This window comes from Collinsella aerofaciens, assembly GCF_018785265.1.
In the GTDB taxonomy this organism is placed as follows: Bacteria; Actinomycetota; Coriobacteriia; order Coriobacteriales; family Coriobacteriaceae; genus Collinsella; species Collinsella aerofaciens_AI.
On record NZ_WQPK01000041.1, the window covers coordinates 119,866 to 140,611 of the forward strand.

A 20,746-nucleotide genomic window follows, 5' to 3' on the forward strand; every position below is an offset into this window, starting at 1 on the left:
CTGCCAGCGTGCCTAGCGCTTACGGATACCCCAGACCAGGGCTCCGACGCCGGCCATGGCAATGACGAATGCCATGAGCAGTGCAGCGGCCTGCTGGTCACCCGTGGTGGGCAGGAAACCCTTGACCGTCTTGACGATGTTCGTCACGGTCTTGGGCGTGCCGGGATCGGGCGTCGGCACGGGCGTCTCGGGCTTCTTGTACGTGTTGTTGAACACGATACCCTCGACGCTCTTGTCGCCCTTGGTAAAGGCAACGTTCGCCTTGAGGTTGCCCTCGCCGTCGTCGACCACATTGACGGTCGCGGTAAAGACGGACTTGTCGTAGGTCATACCGGCCTCGTCGCCCTTGACCTCGCTGATGGTATAGACGTACGTACCGAGCTCGCTGTACTCAAACTTGTCAAAGTTGATCTTGCCGTCGGCATCGTTGGTAACCGTAGACTCTACGTTCTCGCCAACGAGCTTAAAGCTAAACTCGTCCTTCTTGAGCTCGCGTCCCTCGAGCACCTTGATGGCGCCGATGGAAACCTGCGTAGGCATGGCGTGATACTTGTTGGTAAAGCCAGCCGACTCGGTAGTTCCCTCGAGCTTGTGCGTCGCGGTCAGCGTGCCGTCACCATTGTCGGAGACGGTGGTCACGACGGTGTAGGTCGTGCCGTCATAGGTGACGCCCTTGTACAGGCCGAGCGCGTTGGGGCAAGCCTCGCGCAGCGTGTACGTGTGCGTACCGGGTGCCTCGTAGCGGATCGGGCTCAGCGTAACGTTACCGTTGACGTCGTTGGTGCCGCTTGCGACAACCACGTCGTCCTCGAGCAGATCAAACGTGAACTCGCCAGCTGCAAGGTCGCGGCCGGTCAGACGCTTGACCGTCTTGACCTGATCGGTCACGGAAGAATCGGTGGGCGTCACGCCATAGGTGTTGGTGAACGTGAAGGCCGCACCGTCATCGCCGTCGCGCACGACACTTAGATGTCCGGCACCGTCGTCAGTCACGGTATAGGAAACCTTGCGCGTGGCGTTGGCGTCGTTGGTCACACCAGGGGCGCTACCGGACTCGGCCACCGTGTAGGTAAAGGTGTGCGAGCGCGGAGCGGTGGGGGCTGCGGGCTCGGACTCGTCGCCGGGCTCGTCAGCGTTGGCATCAGCGTCGGCGTCGGCCTCTGCCTCGTCAGCATCGACGTCGTCAGCTTCGTCTGCCTCGGCCTTATCGGTCGCATCGTCCGTCACGCCCAGAGCGCGGTTGAGGTCCTCGAGCGTAAAGTGGATCTTGCCAAAGTCCACGTTACCGACTGCGTCGTTGGTTACGGTCGTGCGCTCGGGCATCGGGGCACCTGACTCGTCGGCGGTCACGGTAAAGGTGAACTTACCCGTGATGTCGGCCGGGGTCAGGCCCTCGGCAACCTGGAGCTTCTTAGTACCGGTGAGCGCAGCATCCACGGCGTCGGCGCCGTAGACGTTCTCGAACAAGGGCTCGACGCCACCGTAGTCGACCGTTGCCGTCAGGGTACCGTCACCGTTGTCGACGACGATAACCTTAAAGCCAAAGCTCCACGTTGTAGCGGAAACGCCATTCGGCAGTCCGAATAAATCTTCGTAGGCCGTGTAGTTAATGGTCCAAGCGAGCTTACCGTCCTTGTCGGTACGATGGGCAAGCCCAGCCGCCTCAAGATTGGCAAGCATCTCGGTGTCGTAGTGCAGCGCATCAAAGCTCACATGCCCGCCGATATTGGGCTTGAGGTTTTCGTAGCCCACAAGCTCGCCCTGATAGGCAATGCCGAACCAGAACTCGCCGTCGGCCATCGGACGACCGGTCAGGGTCTTGGTGGCGACAACCTGAGCAGCGGTACCACCAGGCGTATTGGTCGTAGCGCTATAGCTGTTGTGGAACGGAACCAGGGCACTCTCGACCTTGTTCTCACCGCTCTTGTGGACCGTCGTATGCGTACCCTCGGGACCGCCGGAGACGGTCGTCGTGGCGGTAAGCGTACCGGCACCGTCATCGGCGACGGCGATCGTCACGGTACGCACGGCGTCGTCGTAGGTGTAACCGGGCTTGCCGTCATTCTTCTCGGCTACGGTGTACGTGAAGGTCTTGCCGGCGTCAGCCTGCGTAAACTTGACCTCATGGCCAGCCAGGATGTCAATCAGGCCGACCGTTGCCTCTGCCGTCGCAGGGGACTTGAAGTTGTTGGCTCCGGGCAGCAGGCCAAGCGCGTTGGCTGAGGCCTCGTCGGCGGTCACGGTAAACGTGAACTGACCCTCGGTCATAGGACGTCCGGAGAGGCTCTTGCTGAGCTTGAGGCCGCCGGCCGCGGTGTAGTTAAGCTCAGTGCGGTACGTGTTGGTGAAGCGTCCGTTTTCCTTCTTGGTGACATTGGCGGTCAGCTTGCCCTCGCCGTCCTCAGTCACGGTCACTTCGGCGGTCGCGACATGCCCGTCATACGCCATGCCGGCCGCGTTACCCGCGTTCTCGCGGATCTCGTACGTGTAGGTTCCGGCAGCCGTGTAGCGTATCTTGCCGAACTTGACGGCAGCGATGCCATCCTTCGCATCGTGCTTGTTCACGGTCACGGTTGCAGGATCGGGCAGCGGGGTGCCCTCGGAAGCGGTGATGGTAAAGCTGAACTTGTCGGAGTCCGTCCAGTCGCGACCGTCGATGGCCTTGCTCAGGTCAAAGTCGAGCTCTGCGTCGAGCGGGGTCACGCTGTAGGTGTTCTTGAACTCGGCGGGCTCGGTGCCCGTCAGGACATGCTCGGCCTTGAGAGTGCCGTCGCCGTTGTCCGTGATGGTGGTCTCGATGGTGAACTTGGCATCACTGTAGGTGACGCCCTTGCTGATGGTTCCGCCGTTGACCTCGCGCAGTGTGTAGATGTGCGTTCCGGCCTTATCGTACTTCACGGCGCTCATCGTGATCTTGCCATCGACGGCGTTCTTGCCGGTGGCGACGACCTTGGCGTCCTTGCCCTCGCCCTCGACGAGCTCGAAGGAGAACTCGCCCTCAGCCATGTCGCGCCCGGTCAGGACCTTGGTGACCTTGATCTCGTCGGTGACGCTGAACTCGTCAGGATTCGGCTTGTAGCTGTTGTTGAACTTCGCCTCGTTGGCGCCCTGCAGCTCGTGCTCTACGCCGAGCGTGCCGTCGCCGTTGTCCTTGACGACGGTCTCGATGGTGTAGGTCTTGCCGTCGTAGGTGATGCCGTTGCCGGCGTCGCCCGGGACCTCGCGCAGCGTGTAGGTGTGCTTGCCGGGCTCGTTGTAGGTGATCTTGCTCATCGTGATCTTGCCGTCGGCGGCGTTAGTGCCGGTGGCGACGACCTTGGCGTCCTCGCCCTCGACGAGCTCGAAGGAGAACTCGCCTTCCTTGAGATCGCGCCCGGTCAGGACCTTGGTCGCCTTGATCTTGTCGGTGACGCTGGAATCCTTGGGCGTCACGTTATAGGCGTTCTCAAAGATCGCCTTCTTAGCGTTCTGCAGTTCGTGCTCGACGCTGAGGGTGCCGTCGCCGTTGTCCTTGACGATGGTCACGATGGTGTACTCAGCGGTGCTGTAGGTAATGCCGTTTTCGGTGGTGTCGGCCTTGGTCTCGCGCAGCGTGTAGGTGTGCTCGCCAGCCGCGGTGTAGGTGACGGGGTCCATCACGATCTTGCCGTCGGCATTGTTGGTGCCGGTGGCGACCACGCTATTGCCCTCGACGAGCTCGAAACGGAACTCGCCGGCCTTGAGGTCGCGGCCGGTCAGGACCTTGGTCGCCTTGATCTTGTCGGTAACGCTGGACTTGTTCGGTGCAGTGTTGTACTTGTTCTCAAAGCGTGCTGTCTCGGGACCCTCGAGCGTATGGGTCACCTTAAGCGTACCGTCGCCGTTGTCGATGACGCTCGTCTTGATGGTGTAGTTCGTCTTATCGTACGTGATCCCGTTGCTCAGCCCCGCCTCGTTGGGGAGCTTCTCGCGCAGCGTGTAGGTGTGGGTGCCGGGCTTGTCGTAAGTGATCTTGTCCATGACAATCGTGCCGTCGGCAGCGTTAGTGCCCTTGGCAACGACCTTGTCGCCCTCGACGAGCTCGAAGGAGAACTCACCCTCCTTGAGGTCGCGGCCGTCCAGGACCTTGGTCGCGGTGATCTGGTCCTCGACAGGCTTCACGCTATAGGTGTTCTTGAACTCGGTCTCGCCCGAGATCTTTTCAACGTCAGCCTTAAGCCCACCCGTGGCCTTAACCGTCACGGTCACTTTGAACGTGGCAACGTTATCGCTGTAGGTGATGCCGCCGGCGTCGCCCTTGACCTCGCGGACCTCATAGGTGTACTCGCCCGGCTTGTTGAAGGTGATCTCGCCGAAGTCGATGGCAGCCTTGCCCTGGTCCAGGTCAGCCTTGCGCACGGTCGCAGTCCTAGCCGCAGGCATCGGGGCACCGTTCTCGGACGTCAGCCCAAACTCAAACGTGTCCCCCTTCGTCCAGTCGCGGCCCTCGAGCACCTTGGTCAGACCAAAGCTAGCCTTGGTGTCCACCGTTGCCGGCGTCACGTTAAAGCTGATCTTGCCGTTGTTGCCCAGGTAGGAATTGACATGCGTCGCGGTCGCCTTGGCGGACACGTTGTTCCACTTGAGGTTGAGAACGTCGGTCGCGGTACCAGTGTTGTTGCCGCCCACGCTCTTCTTGGTGGTATGGAGTTCGTCGATAAAGGCCAGACGCGCGGTTCCCACGCTAAACGAAAGGTTGCCGTCCTCGTCGGCAACAATAGCGCCGTCAAACTTCGCAGCGTCGCCGCCGATAAACTCGATGACGGCAGAGGCGGGCTTGGCCTCGCCGTTTTCGCCCTGCTCCTCAAACTCATCCTTGTAGTAATAGGTGCCGGTTTCTGCCAGTGAATTCTTTGCAGGCTGTGTGCAGTCCTTGTCCGTGTAAATGGGAGTCTGCTTCTGGAAGTAATAGTAGCGGTTGGTGTCGGCCGGCTCAAAGGTCGCAACCGTATTGCCCAGATCGCCGGCAGCCCACTTGTTCGCGTAGAAATTCACGGTCTTGGCGCCGTTGGCAACGGTCGTATTGTTCTCGATGTAATCCTTGAGCCCCGTTACCTTCTCGGGCGTAAACAGGTTGTCGAGCGCAGTGCTCTTCACGCTCGAGGTGTACTTCACGCGGATAGGCTGAGCGCTGTCGACCGAAAGCTTGCCGTCTACGGTCTTAAAGTGACTCAGCGGAATCAACGACGCAGGAATATTGACCGTTACGATATCGCCCTTCTGGGGATTGTCATCGCCGGCGCGCTGCACGGTGATGAGCAGGTCTTTTGCCTTGCCGGCAAACTCGTAGGTGTCGGTATTGGTCTCTTTGTTGACCGTCTTGCTCGCCTTGGTGAACGGCGTGCCGTTGATGACGACCTCGGTGAAGCTGTCGACCTGCATAAAGTCGCCCAGCTCGTCGGTAAACGTGATGTAGCCGGACTTGGTCTCGTCGTAGCCCTTATGGATTTCGGTCGGATAAGGCGCCTCCGATGTGATGGCCTGCGAGATGTCGTCGAAAACCTTCTTGAGTTCTTCTGCATTGGTCGCCGACTTGTAGTAGTCGGAGTATTCCGCGCGTGTGCCATGAGTATCCCATGCCGTGGCATTGGGGTAGTTGCTCGAAACGGCCTGCATGAACTTGTTCTCTTTTTGGCTTTTTCCCGAATCCTGGATACCAGCACTGGGGTTCGCGCCATCAAAGATGCCGATGGTATAAACGGTGGCCTTGCCGTCCTTCATATTCTTAGCAGCTGTCACGGCAGCGTTGGCGACACCCGCATCGAATTTATTTTGCTTTGTTGGCGTACCGTCGGTAAAGAACACAATAATCTTCTTGGCGTCTTTGCGACCATAAGTGGTAGTGATTTTCTCGGCCAGCTCTAGGCCATAGTCGGCGCGCGTGGCGCCGGCAGGCTGAATTTTATTAATTGTATTCTTCTTGAGATCATCCACATTGCTGCCGGAACAGTAGGTCAATTCTTTCATAACCTGGGTGTAATTGTAGGAGTACCCTCCGTCGCGATACATATTGTTGCCGATATCGTTGGACTTCTTGCCCGCAAACTTAACAATGGCAACCCTATGCTGCCTATCGACGCCCTCGATGCTCTCATTTTGTTTTGCGATGGTATCGATAAAGCTGTTCGCAGCGTTCTTCAGTGCATCGATACGCTTGGTGCGATCTCCGCCACCCATAGGATCATCCATCGAGCCAGATGCATCCAGCACCATCACGATGTCGAGCGGCGTAGTAACCGTCACGGTTGAATTAGACGTCGAGGACATGGCCGAAAGCGTGGTCAGAAAATCCGACTCCTCGTTTTCCTCAGTTGCCTCGACCGTCTTGTCGGTCCAGATTCGGCCGACGTTTTGAGTCGTTACTTTATTACCGTTGTGACCGGCCGCCCAGATTTCCCAGCGTCCGCTGGTGTCGGGATCGACGACGACCTTTCCGCTCATTGTCGGTCCGTCCATTCCTGTGCTGGACCTGGCGTTGGCCTCGGGCAGCATGGCAAATGCTGCAGCCGGCAATACCAGCACTACGGCCAGCATCACCGCCAAGAGACCCCTCGTGTACTTACTCATCGCGTCTCCCTTCTCGCAGGCTCAAACCTTGCATCAGCCTAAAGTTACGAAATGAGACACAATTAGGGCAGGTGACACATGTTCCAGATTCGGTTTTGAGCGTGAGACAAATGTCTCACCAAAGTTGAGACACGGCGTTTTCGCAGGAAAACGGGTGCAAATGAGGGCCGGCGGGCATTTTTGCCCCACCAGCCCCTATTCCAGTGCTACTCCGGCTTGGTTTCTACCGTGGGGGTCTTGTCCGCTGCAACTGGGGTGCGGGCGGTGTCCATAGTCAGGCAGTGCTTGGGGCAGCTCTCGATGCACTCACCGCACACCACACAGGCATACGGGTCGATCGACCACGTTCCACCCTTGCGATCGACCGCGAGCGCGCCCGCCGGGCAGCGACGCGCGCACATGCCGCAGCAAATGCACACGTCCATGTCGTTAACGATATGTCCGCGCAAGCGCTCGGGTACCGCGAGCTTCTCCTGCGGATAGCACACCGTTACCGGCTGCTTGACCATAGAACCCAAGGCCGTCTTGGCAAATGTCAGTAAACTCATGCCGCGCCTACCTTTCCGTGCAGCTAATGCAGGGGTCGATGGTCAGGATAATCATGGGCACGTTGGCAAGGAGCACGCCCTGCAGCGCATGCGTCAGACCCGCCAGGTTTTGCGACGTCGGCGTTCGCACGCGAAAACGGTCCAGGTTCTTGGTGCCGCTGCCGCGCACATAGTAATACGCCTCGCCGCGCGGCTGCTCAATCACAACCTCGCCGCGCGCACCGTCGGCCGGCGTGAGCTTGGTGCGCCCGCCGATACCGTCGTGCGGAATCTTGCCCACAAGCTCCTCGATGATGTCCATGGCCTGCGTGACCTCGGCACAACGCACCTGGCAGCGGGCATAGCAGTCGCCATCGCTAGCAACGATAGGCTCAAACGCGGCCAGATCAGCATAGGCGCCGTCGCCAAACATGCGCACGTCGTAATCCACGCCCGAGGCGCGACCGAACGGGCCGACCATCGACAGATCCAGCGCGTCCTTCTTGCTGATCACGCCCACGCCGTGCAGGCGCTCGCCGCAGCTATTGTCGTCCAAAAACGTATGCACCAAGGCCTCGTAGTCAGGACGCATGGCATCGAGCGTCTGGACAATGCCCGCCAGTTCGGAGTCCTCAATGTCGTGTTTAAGGCCGCCGATCTCGTTAATCGACAGAATCACGCGCCCGCCGCAGGTGCTCTCGAAGATCTTGAGAATCTGCTCGCGCAGCGTCCACGAACGATAGAACAGTGCCTCGAAGCCAAAGGCGTCGGCGAGCAGACCCAGCCACAACAGGTGCGAATGAATACGCGAAAGCTCGTGCAAAATGGTGCGGATATACTGCACGCGGCCGGGCACCTCGATGTCGAGCATGCGCTCGCAGGCGCTGGCATAGCCATAGCTGTGACCCACGGCGCAAATGCCACAGATGCGCTCAGCGATGTAGCCAAACTGGTGCATATCGCGCTTTTCGGTGAGCTTCTCGAGTCCGCGGTGAACAAAGCCGATCTGCGGAATTGCCTCGATGACGCGGTCGTCCTCGATCACCAGGTCCAGATGAAGCGGCTCGGGCAGCACCGGGTGCTGCGGGCCAAACGGAATAACGGAGCGATGTGCCATGGACCTTACGCCTCCTTTTTCTGCTTGTCGCGGGCGGCCTTGGCGGCAAGCGCCGCGCGGACCTTGGCCGCTTTCTCGGGATCCATGGCGGCGAGCTTTGCCTCCATCTCGGCAGCCTTGAGCGCGGCCTTCGCAGCAGTTTCATCGTGCTGAGCATCGGAGCCGGCAGCCGCAGCGGGCTGAGCGACGGCAGCGCCCGCAGCATCGCCAGCGCCCGCAGTGCCCTCCCCCGCAGCGGCCGTGGCAGTAGCAGCCTTCTCGGCAGCGGCCTTGCGCGCCTTGGCCTCGGCGGCGGCACGCACCTTCATGGCTTTCTCGCGCGCGGCCTTCACCTCGGGCGTGATAACGCTCATGGGTTCGGCAGTCGAGACCTGGTAGAAAAAGCCCTTAAAGTCAATCTGCATATCGGTGATGGCAAGACCAAACAGGTCGTGCGCCTCGTTTTCAAACGGGAATACCGCCGGATAGTACAAGCTGATGGACGGAATCTCCTGGTACTGGTCGATGCCCTCAACCACCAGGTTCTCGATCGCATAGCTGCCGTCCTGCGCAATATGTTCCTGAGCAACACGAACGTTGATAAACGTATAGACCAGGCGATACGTGCCGTCGTCGACGTTGCGCTCGGCGTGCATTTGCACAAAGCGCGCGCCGACGCCCTTGAGCGCCTGGACATGCGACAGGAGCTCGTCGATCCCGACGGTGGTATAGATAGCCTTTTGCATTACTCGGCCTCCTTTGCAGCGGCAGGCGTCTCAGCAGGTGTGTCGCCAGCGGCGGGCGCGTCGCCGGCCTCAGCCGCAGCTACAAACCCGTCCTCGCCCAGCTCAACGCCACCGTCCCAGGTTGCGGCACCGCCCACGGTGAGCGGATCGCCACCGGCGCGCATCACGGCCTCTTTCTGGTCCAGGATGCCGCACGCCTCCACGATGGCATCGATCACGGTCTCGGGGCGAATGGCGCACCCGGGCGCGTACACATCCACGGGAATCGCGCGGTCCACGCCGCCGATCACGTTGTAGGCATCGCGGAACACGCCGCCCGAACACGCGCAGATGCCGCAGGCCACCACGCACTTGGGCTCGAGCATCTGGTTGTAGATCTGGCGCACGACGGGCAGGTTCTGGGCATTGACCGACCCCGTCACCAAAAAGATATCCGCATGCTTGGGGTTGCCGGTGTTGACCACGCCAAAGCGCTCCGCATCGAACAGCGGCGTGAGCGAGGCCAGCACCTCGATATCGCATCCGTTGCAGCTCGAACCGTCGTAATGAATAACCCACGGCGAGCGCGACATTTTATGATCCATGGATGCCGCCTCCTAAATAAACACGTCGACGAGGATGGGCATAAGGTTGAGCAGGCCAAACACCAGCGCCACGCCCCATCCGAGCCTAAAGCAGCTGCGCCAGGTGCTGCGCGCGAAGGTGTTGTCGATCAGGACCTCGACAAAATACGTCGCGGCCATCACGACCAGGGCTACAACCCAGCTCACCGGGTTGTCCCAAACAAAGAACATGCCCACCCACATCAAAAACAGCACGGTCTCGCACCAGTGCATAAGGGTCATCTTGGCCAGCGTGCCGCCGCTCATCTCGGTGGCGACGCCCTGGACAATCTCCTGATGCGCGTGATGCGAGTACGAAAGGTCAAACGGCGACTTGCGCAGCTTGATGGTAAGCACCGCGAGCAGCGCGAGGAAAATGGGCGCGCTGTACACGACGATGGGGGCCGACTGCCCCGTCACGGCAATGGAATCGAAGCTGTCGGTGGCAAGGTACAGGCCCACGCTCATCAGCAGAACGGCGGGCTCGTAACTCATGACCTGCAGCAGCTCACGGTCGGCGCCGACCTGGGCAAACGGACTTTGCGTCGAGGCGGACGCCAGCACCACAAAGATCGCGGCGAGCGTCACCATAAAAGCGCACAGCAGCGTGTTGGAGCCCGACACAAAGATGCCGCCGCCAACGACGGTAAAGATGAGCGCGCACGCCATGTAGGTATCGTCCATGGTGTTTACGCTGGCAGGGGCTTTGCGCAGGAGCTTGGCAACGTCGTAGAAAGGCTGCAGCAGGCGCGGGCCCACGCGGCCCTGCATGCGGGCCGAAAGCTTACGGTCAACGCCGTCGATCAGGCCACCCACAAACGGCGCCAGCAAGGCAAACGCCACGGTGCCAATAAAAATGCCCACGACGCCCGAACCCTCGAAATACTTGCCGCGCAGCACCGAGGGCGCGCTCATGGCAAGTCTCTCGGGCCCAATCCACGCGCAACACAGCAGCGCAAACAAGATGATGCTGCAGCACACGACGCTACCCGCGGGGCCAATACGCTTCTCGCCAAGGGCGTCCTCCGAGTACCAATTGCGCTTTTCGGCCTTCACCTCGTGCCCCATCGAGCCGCGGAAATGGCGATATTTGTCGGTTCCCACGCCCGAAAGATATACGTTTACATGCGGTTTGTTGCTCACTCGGAATGAAGTCAGCAGCACCACGGCGATAAACGCCACGATAACCACCATCAGGTACATGGCGTCCTTGCCAATAACGTACGGCACGCGGCCAAACACCATGGCCAAGTAAGGCGACACCAGACCGCTCGAGATAACCGGGAACGCCACGCAGCACAGAATCAGCAGCGCGGCGATGGTGTTGAGGGCCATCCATTCGGTCTTATGGACATTGACCTCAACGTTTTGAGCCGTGGGGTCGACACCCGAAAGCTTGGCAAGCCACTTGCCCCAGAAGAAGAACGTCGCGGCCGAGCCAAAGGCAAGCACCATGATCATGAGCACGTTGCCGGTCTGCGCGAACGCCACCAGAGCGCCCCACTTGGACACGAGCATGCCAAACGGCGCCACGAACATGCCCATGATGCCCAGCATCATCAGGCGCGTCAGGTGCGGCATGCGGCTGAACATACCGTCCATGTCCTCGATATCGCGGCTGCCGATATGATGCTCGGCCGTGCCCACGCACAGGAACAGCAGCGACTTGGCCACCGTGTGGAACAGGATCAGGAAGATGGCCGCCCATACGGCCTCGGGCGCGCCGACACCCAGGCAGGCGCTGATGAGGCCCAAGTTGGAAATGGTGGAGAACGCGAGCACGCGCTTGGCATTGCTCTGCGAGATGGCCATGAGGGCCGCGAGCAAAAACGTGATGGCACCCACACTCGTAACCATAAAGCCGGTCACGGGATAGATGGCATAGAGCGGGCTCAGCTTGACCATTAGGAACACGCCGGCTTTGACCATGGTGGACGAATGCAGCAGGGCGCTCGTGGGCGTGGGGGCAACCATGGCGCCGAGCAGCCAGGTATGGAACGGCATCTGCGCGGCCTTGGTAAGGGCGGCGAGCGACAGCAGAACGACCGGCATCACCAGCAGCGCGGATTGCGCGGTTCCGGCGCCGGAAAGCTCGATCATGCCCGAGATGGTCAGCGGCATGCCGTTAACGTGCAGGTACATGAGTCCGGCCAAAAACGCGATGCCGCCCAGCATGTTGAGGATGATCTGGGTGAAGGCGTTCTTGATGGCCTCGGGCGTGCGCGTGTAGCCAATCATGAGGAACGAGCACACGGTGGTGATTTCCCAGCCGCAGAACAGCCACTCAAGGTTATCGCTCGTCACGATGACGAACATGGCCGAGAGGAACAGGAACATAAGCGCCAGGAACTGCGGGCGACGGTCGGGCGCGGTCTGCCCGCGCAGCGCAGCCTCGTGCTCGTCGTGGGCCTGGAAGTCCTTCATGTAGCCCAGGGCATACACGCAGATAAGGCTGCCGACGATGCCGACGGCGAGGACCATGATCACGCTCATGTAGTCCAGGTAGAGCGGGGTTGCGGTGACGGCTTCGGTCGCGGGCAGCGTCATGGCTGCAAAGGCGAGCGAGCCCACCAACTGGACTACGCTGAGCACCGTGGTGAGCGCGTTCCTATATTTGTGCGCGTTGTACAGGATGACGGCGCACAGGATGACGTCGATAACGGAACTGATGATCGAGGGCACATGCGAGGTGCCGGGGGCAACCTCAAAGCTCTGCGGACCCGTGCCAAAAAACATGACGGCGACTACAACTGTCACCGCCATAATAATGCCGGAGCCTATGAGCCCCACCGCATCGCGGGTGCGGTCACCGCGCGCGAGCAGCATGCCCAGCGCCGGTACCAGCGGAAACAGGGTAAGGAAATACAGTAGCGTCATACCATCACTCCCCCATGCAAAAACGCTGCAATTGTTTAACGTTATAGCTCAATTGATGAGTAGCGGCGGCGGGTTTTCGGTCAACTGGGGAGTTTTAGGCGTACGGGGCAAGGGCACGTCCGCTTTGGAGCAGAGAGGCGGCAAGAAAAATGCGCCCCTGTGGGCGCACCATCCCGTTTGCTATTCCGCCTTTTTAACGCGCGGCTTGCGACCGCGCGGCTTATCGACCAGTGCGGACTCACCGCTCTCGCGGTACTGACGGCACCAAGCCTTGACCGAAGACTCGCTGGGAATCTTGTGCTTGATCATGGCCTCGCGAACCGTCAAGCCGTTTTCCAGACGGTCCTTAACCACAGCGAGCTTTACGTCGTACGAATAGGTGTGATGATGCGAACCGGCATTGAGAACGGCGTCGGCACCGCCCACGGCATACGCGCGGGCCCACTGACGAGCCGTGGCCTGGGGAATGCCAAGCTCCGCGGCGAGAACGCGATGACCGACCCCCTCTTGGAGGATCTCGACGGCGCGCTGCCTAACCTCGGGCGCATGCGTGCGAGTCCTAGTTGCTTCCGACATACCTGCCACTTCTTAGCCTTAGCCGTTAATCTGCTTTCTTACGTGCAAGTTAGATAGTAGCATTTTACTGTTTGCTCAAAGCAGTTAATTAAAATAGACGCGGCGTTATCTGGGCATTTGGCACCAAATTACGACATTTCTTTATCGATTATTTACGCTGGTAGCTGACTCGCAGCTAATCGTCATTCGCTTGTCAACAAAATTGGCATCTCTTTATGTCCTTTGGTATAGAGGATATAGTTATTAACCCCTCCCCCAATATTTTTGAGTGATCTGCAAGGCAGTAGACGTCCTCACTCCTCATGATTACCGCGCATTGCCATTCATCGGAGCAAAACAAAAAGGGCGGGACCTGCTGCGCTTGCAGGCCCCGCACCGGTTGACACCCGACGGGACACAGCCGGGCGAGACGGATCCGTGCTACCGCCCCGCCTGGCCGCGATGTTCAACTACAGCTCGTTGGCCGCGTGATACGCCGTGCGAATGGCGCTCGCAATGTCGGCGGTGCGCTCACCCGAGCAGTCGCCCACGCAGGTCACGGGCACCGTCACGCCATCCAGGTCAAACGCGTTGGCCTTGGAGCCCACGGCCATCACCACGTAATCGCAGGCGATCTTCACCGGCTCCTCGGTGCCGTCCTCGGTGGTGCGAATGGCCTCCACGCCCTCGTCGGTAATGGCGGTCAGGCGGGTCTTAACATGCTGCTCCACGTTGTGCTCTGCAAAGTCGCTCATAATCAGCGGCAGAATGGTCTCGGACTCGCCCGCGGCAATCTTGTCGAGCATCTCCACGATCGCCACCTCGCAGCCGTGCTGCAGCAGATACTCGGCAGTCTCGGTGCCCACCAGGCCACCACCAATGACGGCGACGCGGCCGCTGAGCTCCACCTTGCCGGCCAGCACGTCCCAGCTCGAGACGACCTTGTCCGAGTCGGCACCCGGAACGGGGATGACCACGTCGTGTGCGCCCACAGCCACAATCGCAGCGTCGGCGGCGTTGAGGTCCGCGGGGCTAGCAACGTGGTTGAGCTCGACCTTTACGCCCAGGCCAGGCAGAATCTTCTCGTAGTACTCGACCGAGCGCATGATCTCGTCCTTGCGCGGGGGCGCAGCCGCCAGCACAATCTGGCCGCCCAAGTGATCGCTCGCCTCGTAGACGGTCACGTCGTAGCCGCGCTTGGCCGCCACGCGTGCGGCCTCCAGGCCGGCGATGCCGCCGCCCACCACGGCGATCTTCTTGTCGCCCTCGCCCGGCTTGATGGCGATGGTCGCCTCGTCACCGTTCTCGGCGTTGAGCACGCACGAGATGTACTTGCGATTTTGAATCGCGTCGACGCAGCCCTTGTTGCAGTTGAGGCACTCGCGGATGGGCTCACCCGTGGCGGCCTTCAGCGCAATGTCGGGGTCGCACATGAGCGAGCGGCCATAGGCGATGATGTCGGCGGCGCCGTCTTCCAGAATCTTCTCGCCGGCCTCGACCGAAACAACACGGCCGACGGTTGCCACCGGCACGGAGACCAGGGCCTTGACGCGCTCGGCCACCGGCAGCGTCCAGTTGTAGGGCATGGCGCCCATGGGCGGAATGGTGTCGCCCATGTTGCCTGTGTGGTTGGCCTGTGCGACCTGGATCATGTCGATGCCCGCACCCTCGAGCAGCTTGGCGAACTCGCAGGCCTCGTCGGGCTGCAGGCCGCCCTTGCCGCGCGGCGTACCGTCGGGGTTCTCCATGATCACGGGGAGCTTGTACTCCACCATCAGCTGCGGCGCGGCTTCCTTAATGGCAGCGACGACCTCCAGCGCGTAGCGAACGCGGTTCTCGAACGAGCCGCCATACTCGTCGGTGCGCTGGTTGAGGATGGCCGAGCACAGCGAACCCACCAGGCGGTCGCCGTGGACCTCGATGGCGTCGATGCCGGCCTGCTGCGCGCGAGCGGCCGAGGCGGCGATAGCCTCCTTGATCTGGGTGAGCTGCTCTACGCTCGCCTCGTTCACAAAGTGCTGCATGTCGTGATGCAGCTTGGCGTAGGCCTGGTTGCGGATCTCGTTGGACTCGGCCATCTTGGCGGCAAAGGTCTCCTCGTCGCCGGCGGCCTTGGCCTCCTGCGCGGCCTTGGCGGCAGCCATGGAGCCCATGACCATGCGGCCGACACCGGGCACATCGTACTCGGGGTGGAACAGCTGCAGCGCGACCTTGGCGCCGTGCTTGTGGACGGCATCGGCCAGCGCCTTAAACGTGGGGATCTGAGCGTCGGTCGCCAGCTTGGGCGTGGGGCTCGCGGTCATGACGGGAGCAACGTCACCGATGACGATGTAGCTCACGCCGCCACGGGCCAAGCGCTCGTAAAAAGCCAGGCTGCGCTCGCCGATGGAACCGTCACGCTCCTCGTAGCCGGTGGTCAGCGGCGGAAACATAATGCGGTTCTTGAGCTCAAGGGGGCCAACCGTAATGGGCTGGAGCAGCTTGGATGCAGGTGCGGTCATGGACATTCCTCTCTTGTAGGCGCGGCGGCGATGATGCCGCGTAGTTATCTAGAGGATATGGCATGGGAATACAGCAGCGCAACGGAAATCGGCGGACAGCAGGTAGCGGCAGGTGGATGGGGATGGGCGGGGCGGCCCGTCGGTTTATCTCAATCTGTAACAGTTACGCGGCAAAACTGGGTCTTACTGTTACAGATCGAGACAAACCAAACCCGCTTGCTAGAAAATCTCAATCTATAACAACAACTCGGCAAAATCCGTCCCTCGTGTTACAGATTTAGACAAACACGGCCCAACCCACCGGTATATCTCGATCTGTAACACCTAGCCGCCCAAATCGGGTCTAGATGTTACAGATCGAGATTTTGTTTGAGAGGCCGAGAATTGGACCGAAAACACGGTCCCGAAATAACAAAAAAGCTCGCCGGCTAGGCCGACGAGCTGCAAGTTCTTGGTCGCGGGGGCAGGATTTGAACCCACGACCTCCGGGTTATGGATATGGCGGGCCGTCAAACAGCGATTGGACTAAAGCCGTGCCTTCCACAGTATTTAGTCCTATAAACAGTCCAACATCTTTATTTCTAGTCGTTAGATTGGACTAAAATGACTTTAATTTCGATATTTAGTCGTATCTTACGACTAAATATCAGCCACGAGACCGTTAGGAGCGATCTTGTACTACAGCGATCACGACGTCCTTGAACTCATCGCCCGTATCGAGAAGCCCTATGAGAGCGAGGTTATCGAGCTCAAGGAAGCGAAAAACGACTTCAGTTTCAAGAACCTCGGGAAGTACTTCTCCGCCCTGAGTAACGAAGCGGTCCTGCGCGGGAAACAAGACGCCTGGCTCATCTTCGGTATGGACAACGACAAGGTCGCATGCGGAACCGCTTACCGAGAAGGAAATCCGGCCAACCTTCGATCCCTTAAAAAGGAGATTGCGGACCGCGCGAACAACCACCTCACCCTGAGAGAGATCCATGAACTCAGGATTGACGGCAAACGCGTCCTCGCGTTTCAAATCCCCGCCGCAACGCCAGGCATGCCGACGGCGTTCAACAATGCGGCATGGGCGCGCGAGGGCGAATCACTCGGGCCACTCCCCATCGATAAGTACGAGCAGATACGCCAAATGCGGAGGCCGGACTGGAGTGCCCTCGAAATCGAAGAAGCAACCTTCGAGGACCTCGACCCCAAAGCCGTGAAGAAAGCGGTGGAGCTCTTTCTCTCCAAGCACCGGCGGCATTCCGGGGCGTTCGCGGACATGGATGACCGCACGATTCTCGACATGGCAAACCTAACCAGAAACGGCAAGATCAACCCGACGACACTCATCCTGCTCGGAAGGCCAGAATCCACCCGTCTGCTCGATGGGATGAGCCCGCGCATCACCTGGACTCTCTATGCCTCCAATGGATCGGTAACCTCTTACGAGCACTTCAAACCACCCTTCCTTCTCGCGATTGACCAGGTACTCGGGAAAATCCGCAACGAGAAGTACCGGTTCAACGCAAATGGCGCGAGTCTGTTTCCCTTTGAGGCTGACCAGTACGAACCCGAGATCATCAGAGAGCTCCTGAACAACTGTATCGCCCATCAGGACTATTCCATGCAGGGGCGAATCAATGTCGAGGAATTCGAGGATCACCTCGTGTTCCTAAACGAAGGGTCCTTCATTCCGGAGACAATCGAAAATGCGATGCGGCCGGGTTTTAAGCCAAGCTACTACCGCAACCCCTTCCTTTCCGAGGCGATGGTGCAGATGGACATGATTGACACCATCGCCATGGGAATCCCCAAAGTATTCCAGATGCAGAGAAAGCGATACTTCCCCCTACCCACCTACGACCTTTCGGATCCAACCCGCGTGCGCGTAAGCGTCTACGGTAAGACCATCAATGAGAGCTACAGCAGGCTACTCTATGCTAAACCGGACCTTCCGATGGACGTCGTCTACCTTTTGGACAAGGTTCAAAAAGGCGAGGAAATCACGAACGAGGAGGCCGCAGAGCTGCATCGACTCAAGCTTATCGAAGGCAGGTACCCCCATATCTCCATCACGAACGCCCTTGCCTCGAAGACGGGGCAGGAGGTGTCTTACACGCGCAGCAAAGGCCTCAATGAAGAGGCCTGCAAGGCGTTTGTCATTCAGATGCTCTCAGAAACGGGGCCCGCACCACGTGCGAAAATCACCGCCCTCATCAACGATCTTCTCCCCTCGGGCCTTACCGACGCGCAAAAGGCCAAGAAGGTGTCGAACCTGTTAGCGAAGATGAAGAAGGTAGACAAGACCATCGATAGCGACGGAACGGGAAAGACCGCAAGATGGCATGCCCTGTAACATCGTGATGGATCTCACCGTCAGACGCACGGCTTCCAACAGACCGACCGCGATGCGTCTGGGTACCTTACCGGGCGCATCATCTAATATTGGACTCTCTACTTGCGGCATCCATCCCTACCCGACTCTGGATACCGCAAGTGTCCTTTTCGATGGCATCCCCGCGTTTTGTAGTCGGAAAACAGTCGACTCATAGTTGAAAGCTACAAAAAGTGTGTCCTATAAGCCAGTAAATTGCCGAAGCGTTTTTAAAACCCGATCTCCGCAACGATCTTTTTCATCTCGATAGCCCATCCAAGCCGCCCCTCGATGTACCGCAGCCATGCGTCCTGATGGCTCTTAATTGGGTGGCCGGCCTTATAGAAACGCAGGCCCGATGCCTTTTAGCATCAAAGGGCGCCGCCGTCAGCTCGAAGCGTTTTTCGAAGATCCTTGTCCAGTACGCTAGCTTGACCATTCGGACCACTTTTAAGTAAACATCAGCAAGGGCGGCCCGACGTATCGGGAGCTCAAGACCGCCCAGTGTAATCAATCCGCAACGAAAGCGAGCCCTCGGCGCTGTGCCGGGGGCTCGACCCTTCTAGGTTTATATCGTTGAATTGGCTAGCAATATTGCTCGTCGTTAAACGGCGGCTTCGACACCTAGTCCTTCATCCCGAATACTCTGCTCGTCTTCATCGGCTGCGCCCGTGGCCCCCTCCGCTTGGATGGCATCGTAGGCTTCGATGTTCGACTCAAGGATTTCGGCGCTCTCGTTGGCAAGCGCCAGCTTCTTCTGGTGCCTGTTATACAGGCACAAACCCATACTCCCTATGGCAAGCGTTACAGCAGATCCAACAATGCAACCCTGCCACCTTCCTGTGGCAATTCCCCCATTTCTGATGTTTGCGATAAGCGCCCTTGGTCCGCCCGACTCCTTTGCAATATGTGACAGCTGCGCGTAGTCCCAATCCGTCATCGTGTCCTCCTAACTCGACCGCCCGCTGGCTACTTGATTACTTGGGTCAATAATGCAACTGCACAAGTAAACAGTAAATGTCTAAGATATGTCTGCTGCGCTATTTAGAAAGGGTATTCAGACAATGTATGTCCGCCGTTATAAGCCAGAAGATGTGCTTCCAGAACGACTTGCAAGCTTAATGCGGAGTTTCGTCAATACGGACGGTAGAGTTGGCCTCTCGCAAATCGAGCTCGCGAGGCTCATGTACGAAAGGCGTTACGGAGGAGAAAACCAATCGAGCATCGATGCTCAATGCGTAAAGAAGACGGACCAGGCGTGCAAGGCCATAGCGCGAAGGATTAGCCACTTCCTCAAGGGAGACCATTTCCCGAATTGGACTGATTTGGTCGAACTTGCCGATTTCTTCGGAAAACCAATCGGCTATCTAATCGGCGAAACGGACTGCGATTCGTACGAGCTCCAAGATGTCGCCGACATCGTTGGATTGGAGAGCAGGGCAGTCACCGCACTTAAAAGCATCACGGGGAAGGCAAGCGTAGAGTGGCCGCTTGGAAAGACCACGCTGGAGAATGAGAAGCCATCTGCAGGGAGTGCCTTCATTGCCCAGGATATGGTCGAAAAAGCCAACGCAGAACTTAATGCTTGCAGGGCAGCTCTAAATCGCATGCTCACTGCCAGAACTTTCAAAGACTTGCTGATCAGCCTCTCAAATGTTGGTGAGAGTGAATACGAGTTATTGATGACGCGCCTTGATGCGGAGGTGGCGAAACTGCAGAGAGGTGATGATTCCAAAGGCGGTGACGAACCAGTCATGCAGCAGATGGCAAGAAAAGCGCAAGCGAGAGATGCTGGGCTGCGTTTGAGGGAAGCCGAAGGCGCTCTGAAAGCATCTCGCTACGAAGCCTACGAGTTCTACGTTCGGCTCGTCGACGAAATGTTCTCAGATATGGCCAATACCGATATAGTGGCCAAGGCCAAACTCATTGCTGAGAAGCCATGATGTACCCAAGCGTACCAGCCACCTCGGCGCACAGGTACGAGCAGGCCGTCTTACTACTTGCCCACACGGTCCCGTTGCCGCCGACGAGCGACGTGGAGCAGGAATAGAACCACTGCGAACCCGTGATGCCGCTCGTTGGCAGTGCCCATGTCGCGTCCGCGTAAATCATCGTCAGGTATGAATACCCCAAGAACGTGCAGAACAGATTCGTGAGCCTGGACGGGTCGATGCCCCGGAAGTCGATGGTTGCGAAGGTGCACGACGAGAACGCGTAGCCCATCGACCGCACGCCCAAGAGGTTCCCTAGGCCGGAAATGCCTGCAAGGTTCGTGCACGAGTAGGGCAGGTAGTTCGGGTTTAAATACGAGAACGTGACCATGTCCGCCGCAAAGCTCGCGCTCGGCGGGCGCGACTTCCACGCGCAGTAGCCCGAAGACGTCCTGCCGTTGCGCTTGGTCCGACCGCCGCAGTAGGGGCAATAAACGGCCTTCATGGGTACCTCTTCCGAAAGGGTTTTACGGTTCCGGAAAAGGTTATCTACCCGCGAGAACGATAGGCAACCGGACACACATTCTGTCCGAGCGGTAAAAAGCGGGCGCGGATTTTAAACGGCTGAAAAAGGGGCATCGACCTGCGCCGATGCCCCCAAAGCGGACACACTTTTTGTCCTATAAGCCGAAGCCGTTAAGCTTCCTGGCTACAAAAGTCTTGGTCGCGGGGGCAGGATTTGAACCTACGACCTTCGGGTCATGAGAACAGAATATCGATGTTTATCGACACCTTTTGAAGCTCTTTGATACCGTTATATGCGCAGGTAGATTAATATATTTTGATAAAATGCTTGAATCAATGCCATGCTGTTAGCGTCGGATTATTTTAGCCAAATATAGTCGGCCGAGATTGACCAATCCCGGCCGACCCATTTTAGCCAACACGCCCGCATCTATGACTTTCC

The 20,746-nt window shown here is 58.9% G+C and carries 12 protein-coding genes; 2 read left to right on the top strand and 10 right to left on the bottom strand.

Translation table 11 applies throughout. The features are described from left to right. Nucleotides 1-12: 12 nt before the first annotated feature. From GPK42_RS07095 to bilR, 8 genes are all read right to left on the bottom strand, one after another. Nucleotides 13-6,585 (bottom strand): Spy0128 family protein, encoded by a 6,573-nt coding sequence (locus GPK42_RS07095; RefSeq protein WP_215694508.1) that lies wholly within the window; start codon nt 6,583-6,585, stop codon nt 13-15. A 206-nt stretch (nt 6,586-6,791) separates the two neighbouring features. Beyond that, the gene (locus tag GPK42_RS07100) at nt 6,792-7,133 is read right to left on the bottom strand and encodes a 4Fe-4S dicluster domain-containing protein (protein WP_215694510.1); all 342 of its coding nucleotides are present in this window, start codon (nt 7,131-7,133) and stop codon (nt 6,792-6,794) included. 7 nt (nt 7,134-7,140) lie between these two features. Beyond that, nucleotides 7,141-8,229: a hydrogenase large subunit gene (locus tag GPK42_RS07105; protein WP_215694512.1), complete on the bottom strand. Its 1,089-nt coding sequence runs from the start codon at nt 8,227-8,229 to the stop codon at nt 7,141-7,143. A gap of 5 nt (nt 8,230-8,234) precedes the next feature. Then, nucleotides 8,235-8,954 carry an NADH-quinone oxidoreductase subunit C gene (locus GPK42_RS07110; RefSeq protein ID WP_215694514.1) on the bottom strand — a complete coding sequence of 240 codons (720 nt, stop codon included), beginning with the start codon at nt 8,952-8,954 and terminating at the stop codon, nt 8,235-8,237. Continuing rightward, nucleotides 8,954-9,538 carry an NADH-quinone oxidoreductase subunit B family protein gene (locus tag GPK42_RS07115; RefSeq protein ID WP_215694516.1) on the bottom strand — a complete coding sequence of 195 codons (585 nt, stop codon included), beginning with the start codon at nt 9,536-9,538 and terminating at the stop codon, nt 8,954-8,956. The genes GPK42_RS07110 and GPK42_RS07115 overlap by 1 nt, the downstream gene beginning before the upstream one ends. A gap of 12 nt (nt 9,539-9,550) precedes the next feature. Continuing rightward, nucleotides 9,551-12,433 (bottom strand): proton-conducting transporter transmembrane domain-containing protein, encoded by a 2,883-nt coding sequence (locus GPK42_RS07120; RefSeq protein WP_215694518.1) that lies wholly within the window; start codon nt 12,431-12,433, stop codon nt 9,551-9,553. 180 nt (nt 12,434-12,613) lie between these two features. Next, a complete protein-coding gene (locus GPK42_RS07125) occupies nt 12,614-13,009 on the bottom strand; it encodes a helix-turn-helix domain-containing protein (RefSeq protein ID WP_215694520.1) in 396 nt (131 codons plus the stop codon). Between the two features lie 449 nt (nt 13,010-13,458). Then, nucleotides 13,459-15,489 (bottom strand): bilirubin reductase, long form, encoded by a 2,031-nt coding sequence (gene bilR / locus GPK42_RS07130; protein ID WP_195569190.1) that lies wholly within the window; start codon nt 15,487-15,489, stop codon nt 13,459-13,461. Between the two features lie 673 nt (nt 15,490-16,162). On the opposite strand from bilR, the gene GPK42_RS07135 reads away from it, so the two are divergent. Then, nucleotides 16,163-17,830 (top strand): RNA-binding domain-containing protein, encoded by a 1,668-nt coding sequence (locus GPK42_RS07135; RefSeq protein WP_215694524.1) that lies wholly within the window; start codon nt 16,163-16,165, stop codon nt 17,828-17,830. A gap of 622 nt (nt 17,831-18,452) precedes the next feature. Here GPK42_RS07135 and GPK42_RS07140 read toward each other — a convergent pair. Next, complete coding sequence (locus GPK42_RS07140; protein WP_055285362.1) at nt 18,453-18,788, bottom strand: hypothetical protein; 336 nt, start codon at nt 18,786-18,788, stop codon at nt 18,453-18,455. 88 nt (nt 18,789-18,876) lie between these two features. Between GPK42_RS07140 and GPK42_RS07145 the strand changes: the two genes are divergently transcribed. Further along, nucleotides 18,877-19,791: a hypothetical protein gene (locus tag GPK42_RS07145; RefSeq protein ID WP_215694526.1), complete on the top strand. Its 915-nt coding sequence runs from the start codon at nt 18,877-18,879 to the stop codon at nt 19,789-19,791. On the opposite strand, the gene GPK42_RS07150 is transcribed toward GPK42_RS07145, so the two are convergent. Then, nucleotides 19,772-20,284 carry a hypothetical protein gene (locus tag GPK42_RS07150; RefSeq protein ID WP_055285364.1) on the bottom strand — a complete coding sequence of 171 codons (513 nt, stop codon included), beginning with the start codon at nt 20,282-20,284 and terminating at the stop codon, nt 19,772-19,774. The genes GPK42_RS07145 and GPK42_RS07150 overlap by 20 nt on opposite strands. Between the last annotated feature and the right edge of the window lie 462 nt (nt 20,285-20,746).

What these genes read in the sequence shown, in the direction of transcription:
- GPK42_RS07125 (WP_215694520.1), bottom strand. Translation starts at nt 13,009, where the DNA reads ATGTCGGAAGCAACTAGGACTCGCACGCATGCGCCCGAGGTTAGGCAG.
- GPK42_RS07120 (WP_215694518.1), bottom strand. Translation starts at nt 12,433, where the DNA reads ATGACGCTACTGTATTTCCTTACCCTGTTTCCGCTGGTACCGGCGCTG.
- bilR (WP_195569190.1), bottom strand. Translation starts at nt 15,489, where the DNA reads ATGACCGCACCTGCATCCAAGCTGCTCCAGCCCATTACGGTTGGCCCC.
- GPK42_RS07110 (WP_215694514.1), bottom strand. Translation starts at nt 8,954, where the DNA reads ATGCAAAAGGCTATCTATACCACCGTCGGGATCGACGAGCTCCTGTCG.
- GPK42_RS07095 (WP_215694508.1), bottom strand. Translation starts at nt 6,585, where the DNA reads ATGAGTAAGTACACGAGGGGTCTCTTGGCGGTGATGCTGGCCGTAGTG.
- GPK42_RS07100 (WP_215694510.1), bottom strand. Translation starts at nt 7,133, where the DNA reads ATGAGTTTACTGACATTTGCCAAGACGGCCTTGGGTTCTATGGTCAAG.
- GPK42_RS07140 (WP_055285362.1), bottom strand. Translation starts at nt 18,788, where the DNA reads ATGACGGATTGGGACTACGCGCAGCTGTCACATATTGCAAAGGAGTCG.
- GPK42_RS07150 (WP_055285364.1), bottom strand. Translation starts at nt 20,284, where the DNA reads ATGAAGGCCGTTTATTGCCCCTACTGCGGCGGTCGGACCAAGCGCAAC.
- GPK42_RS07105 (WP_215694512.1), bottom strand. Translation starts at nt 8,229, where the DNA reads ATGGCACATCGCTCCGTTATTCCGTTTGGCCCGCAGCACCCGGTGCTG.
- GPK42_RS07145 (WP_215694526.1), top strand. Translation starts at nt 18,877, where the DNA reads ATGTCTGCTGCGCTATTTAGAAAGGGTATTCAGACAATGTATGTCCGC.
- GPK42_RS07115 (WP_215694516.1), bottom strand. Translation starts at nt 9,538, where the DNA reads ATGGATCATAAAATGTCGCGCTCGCCGTGGGTTATTCATTACGACGGT.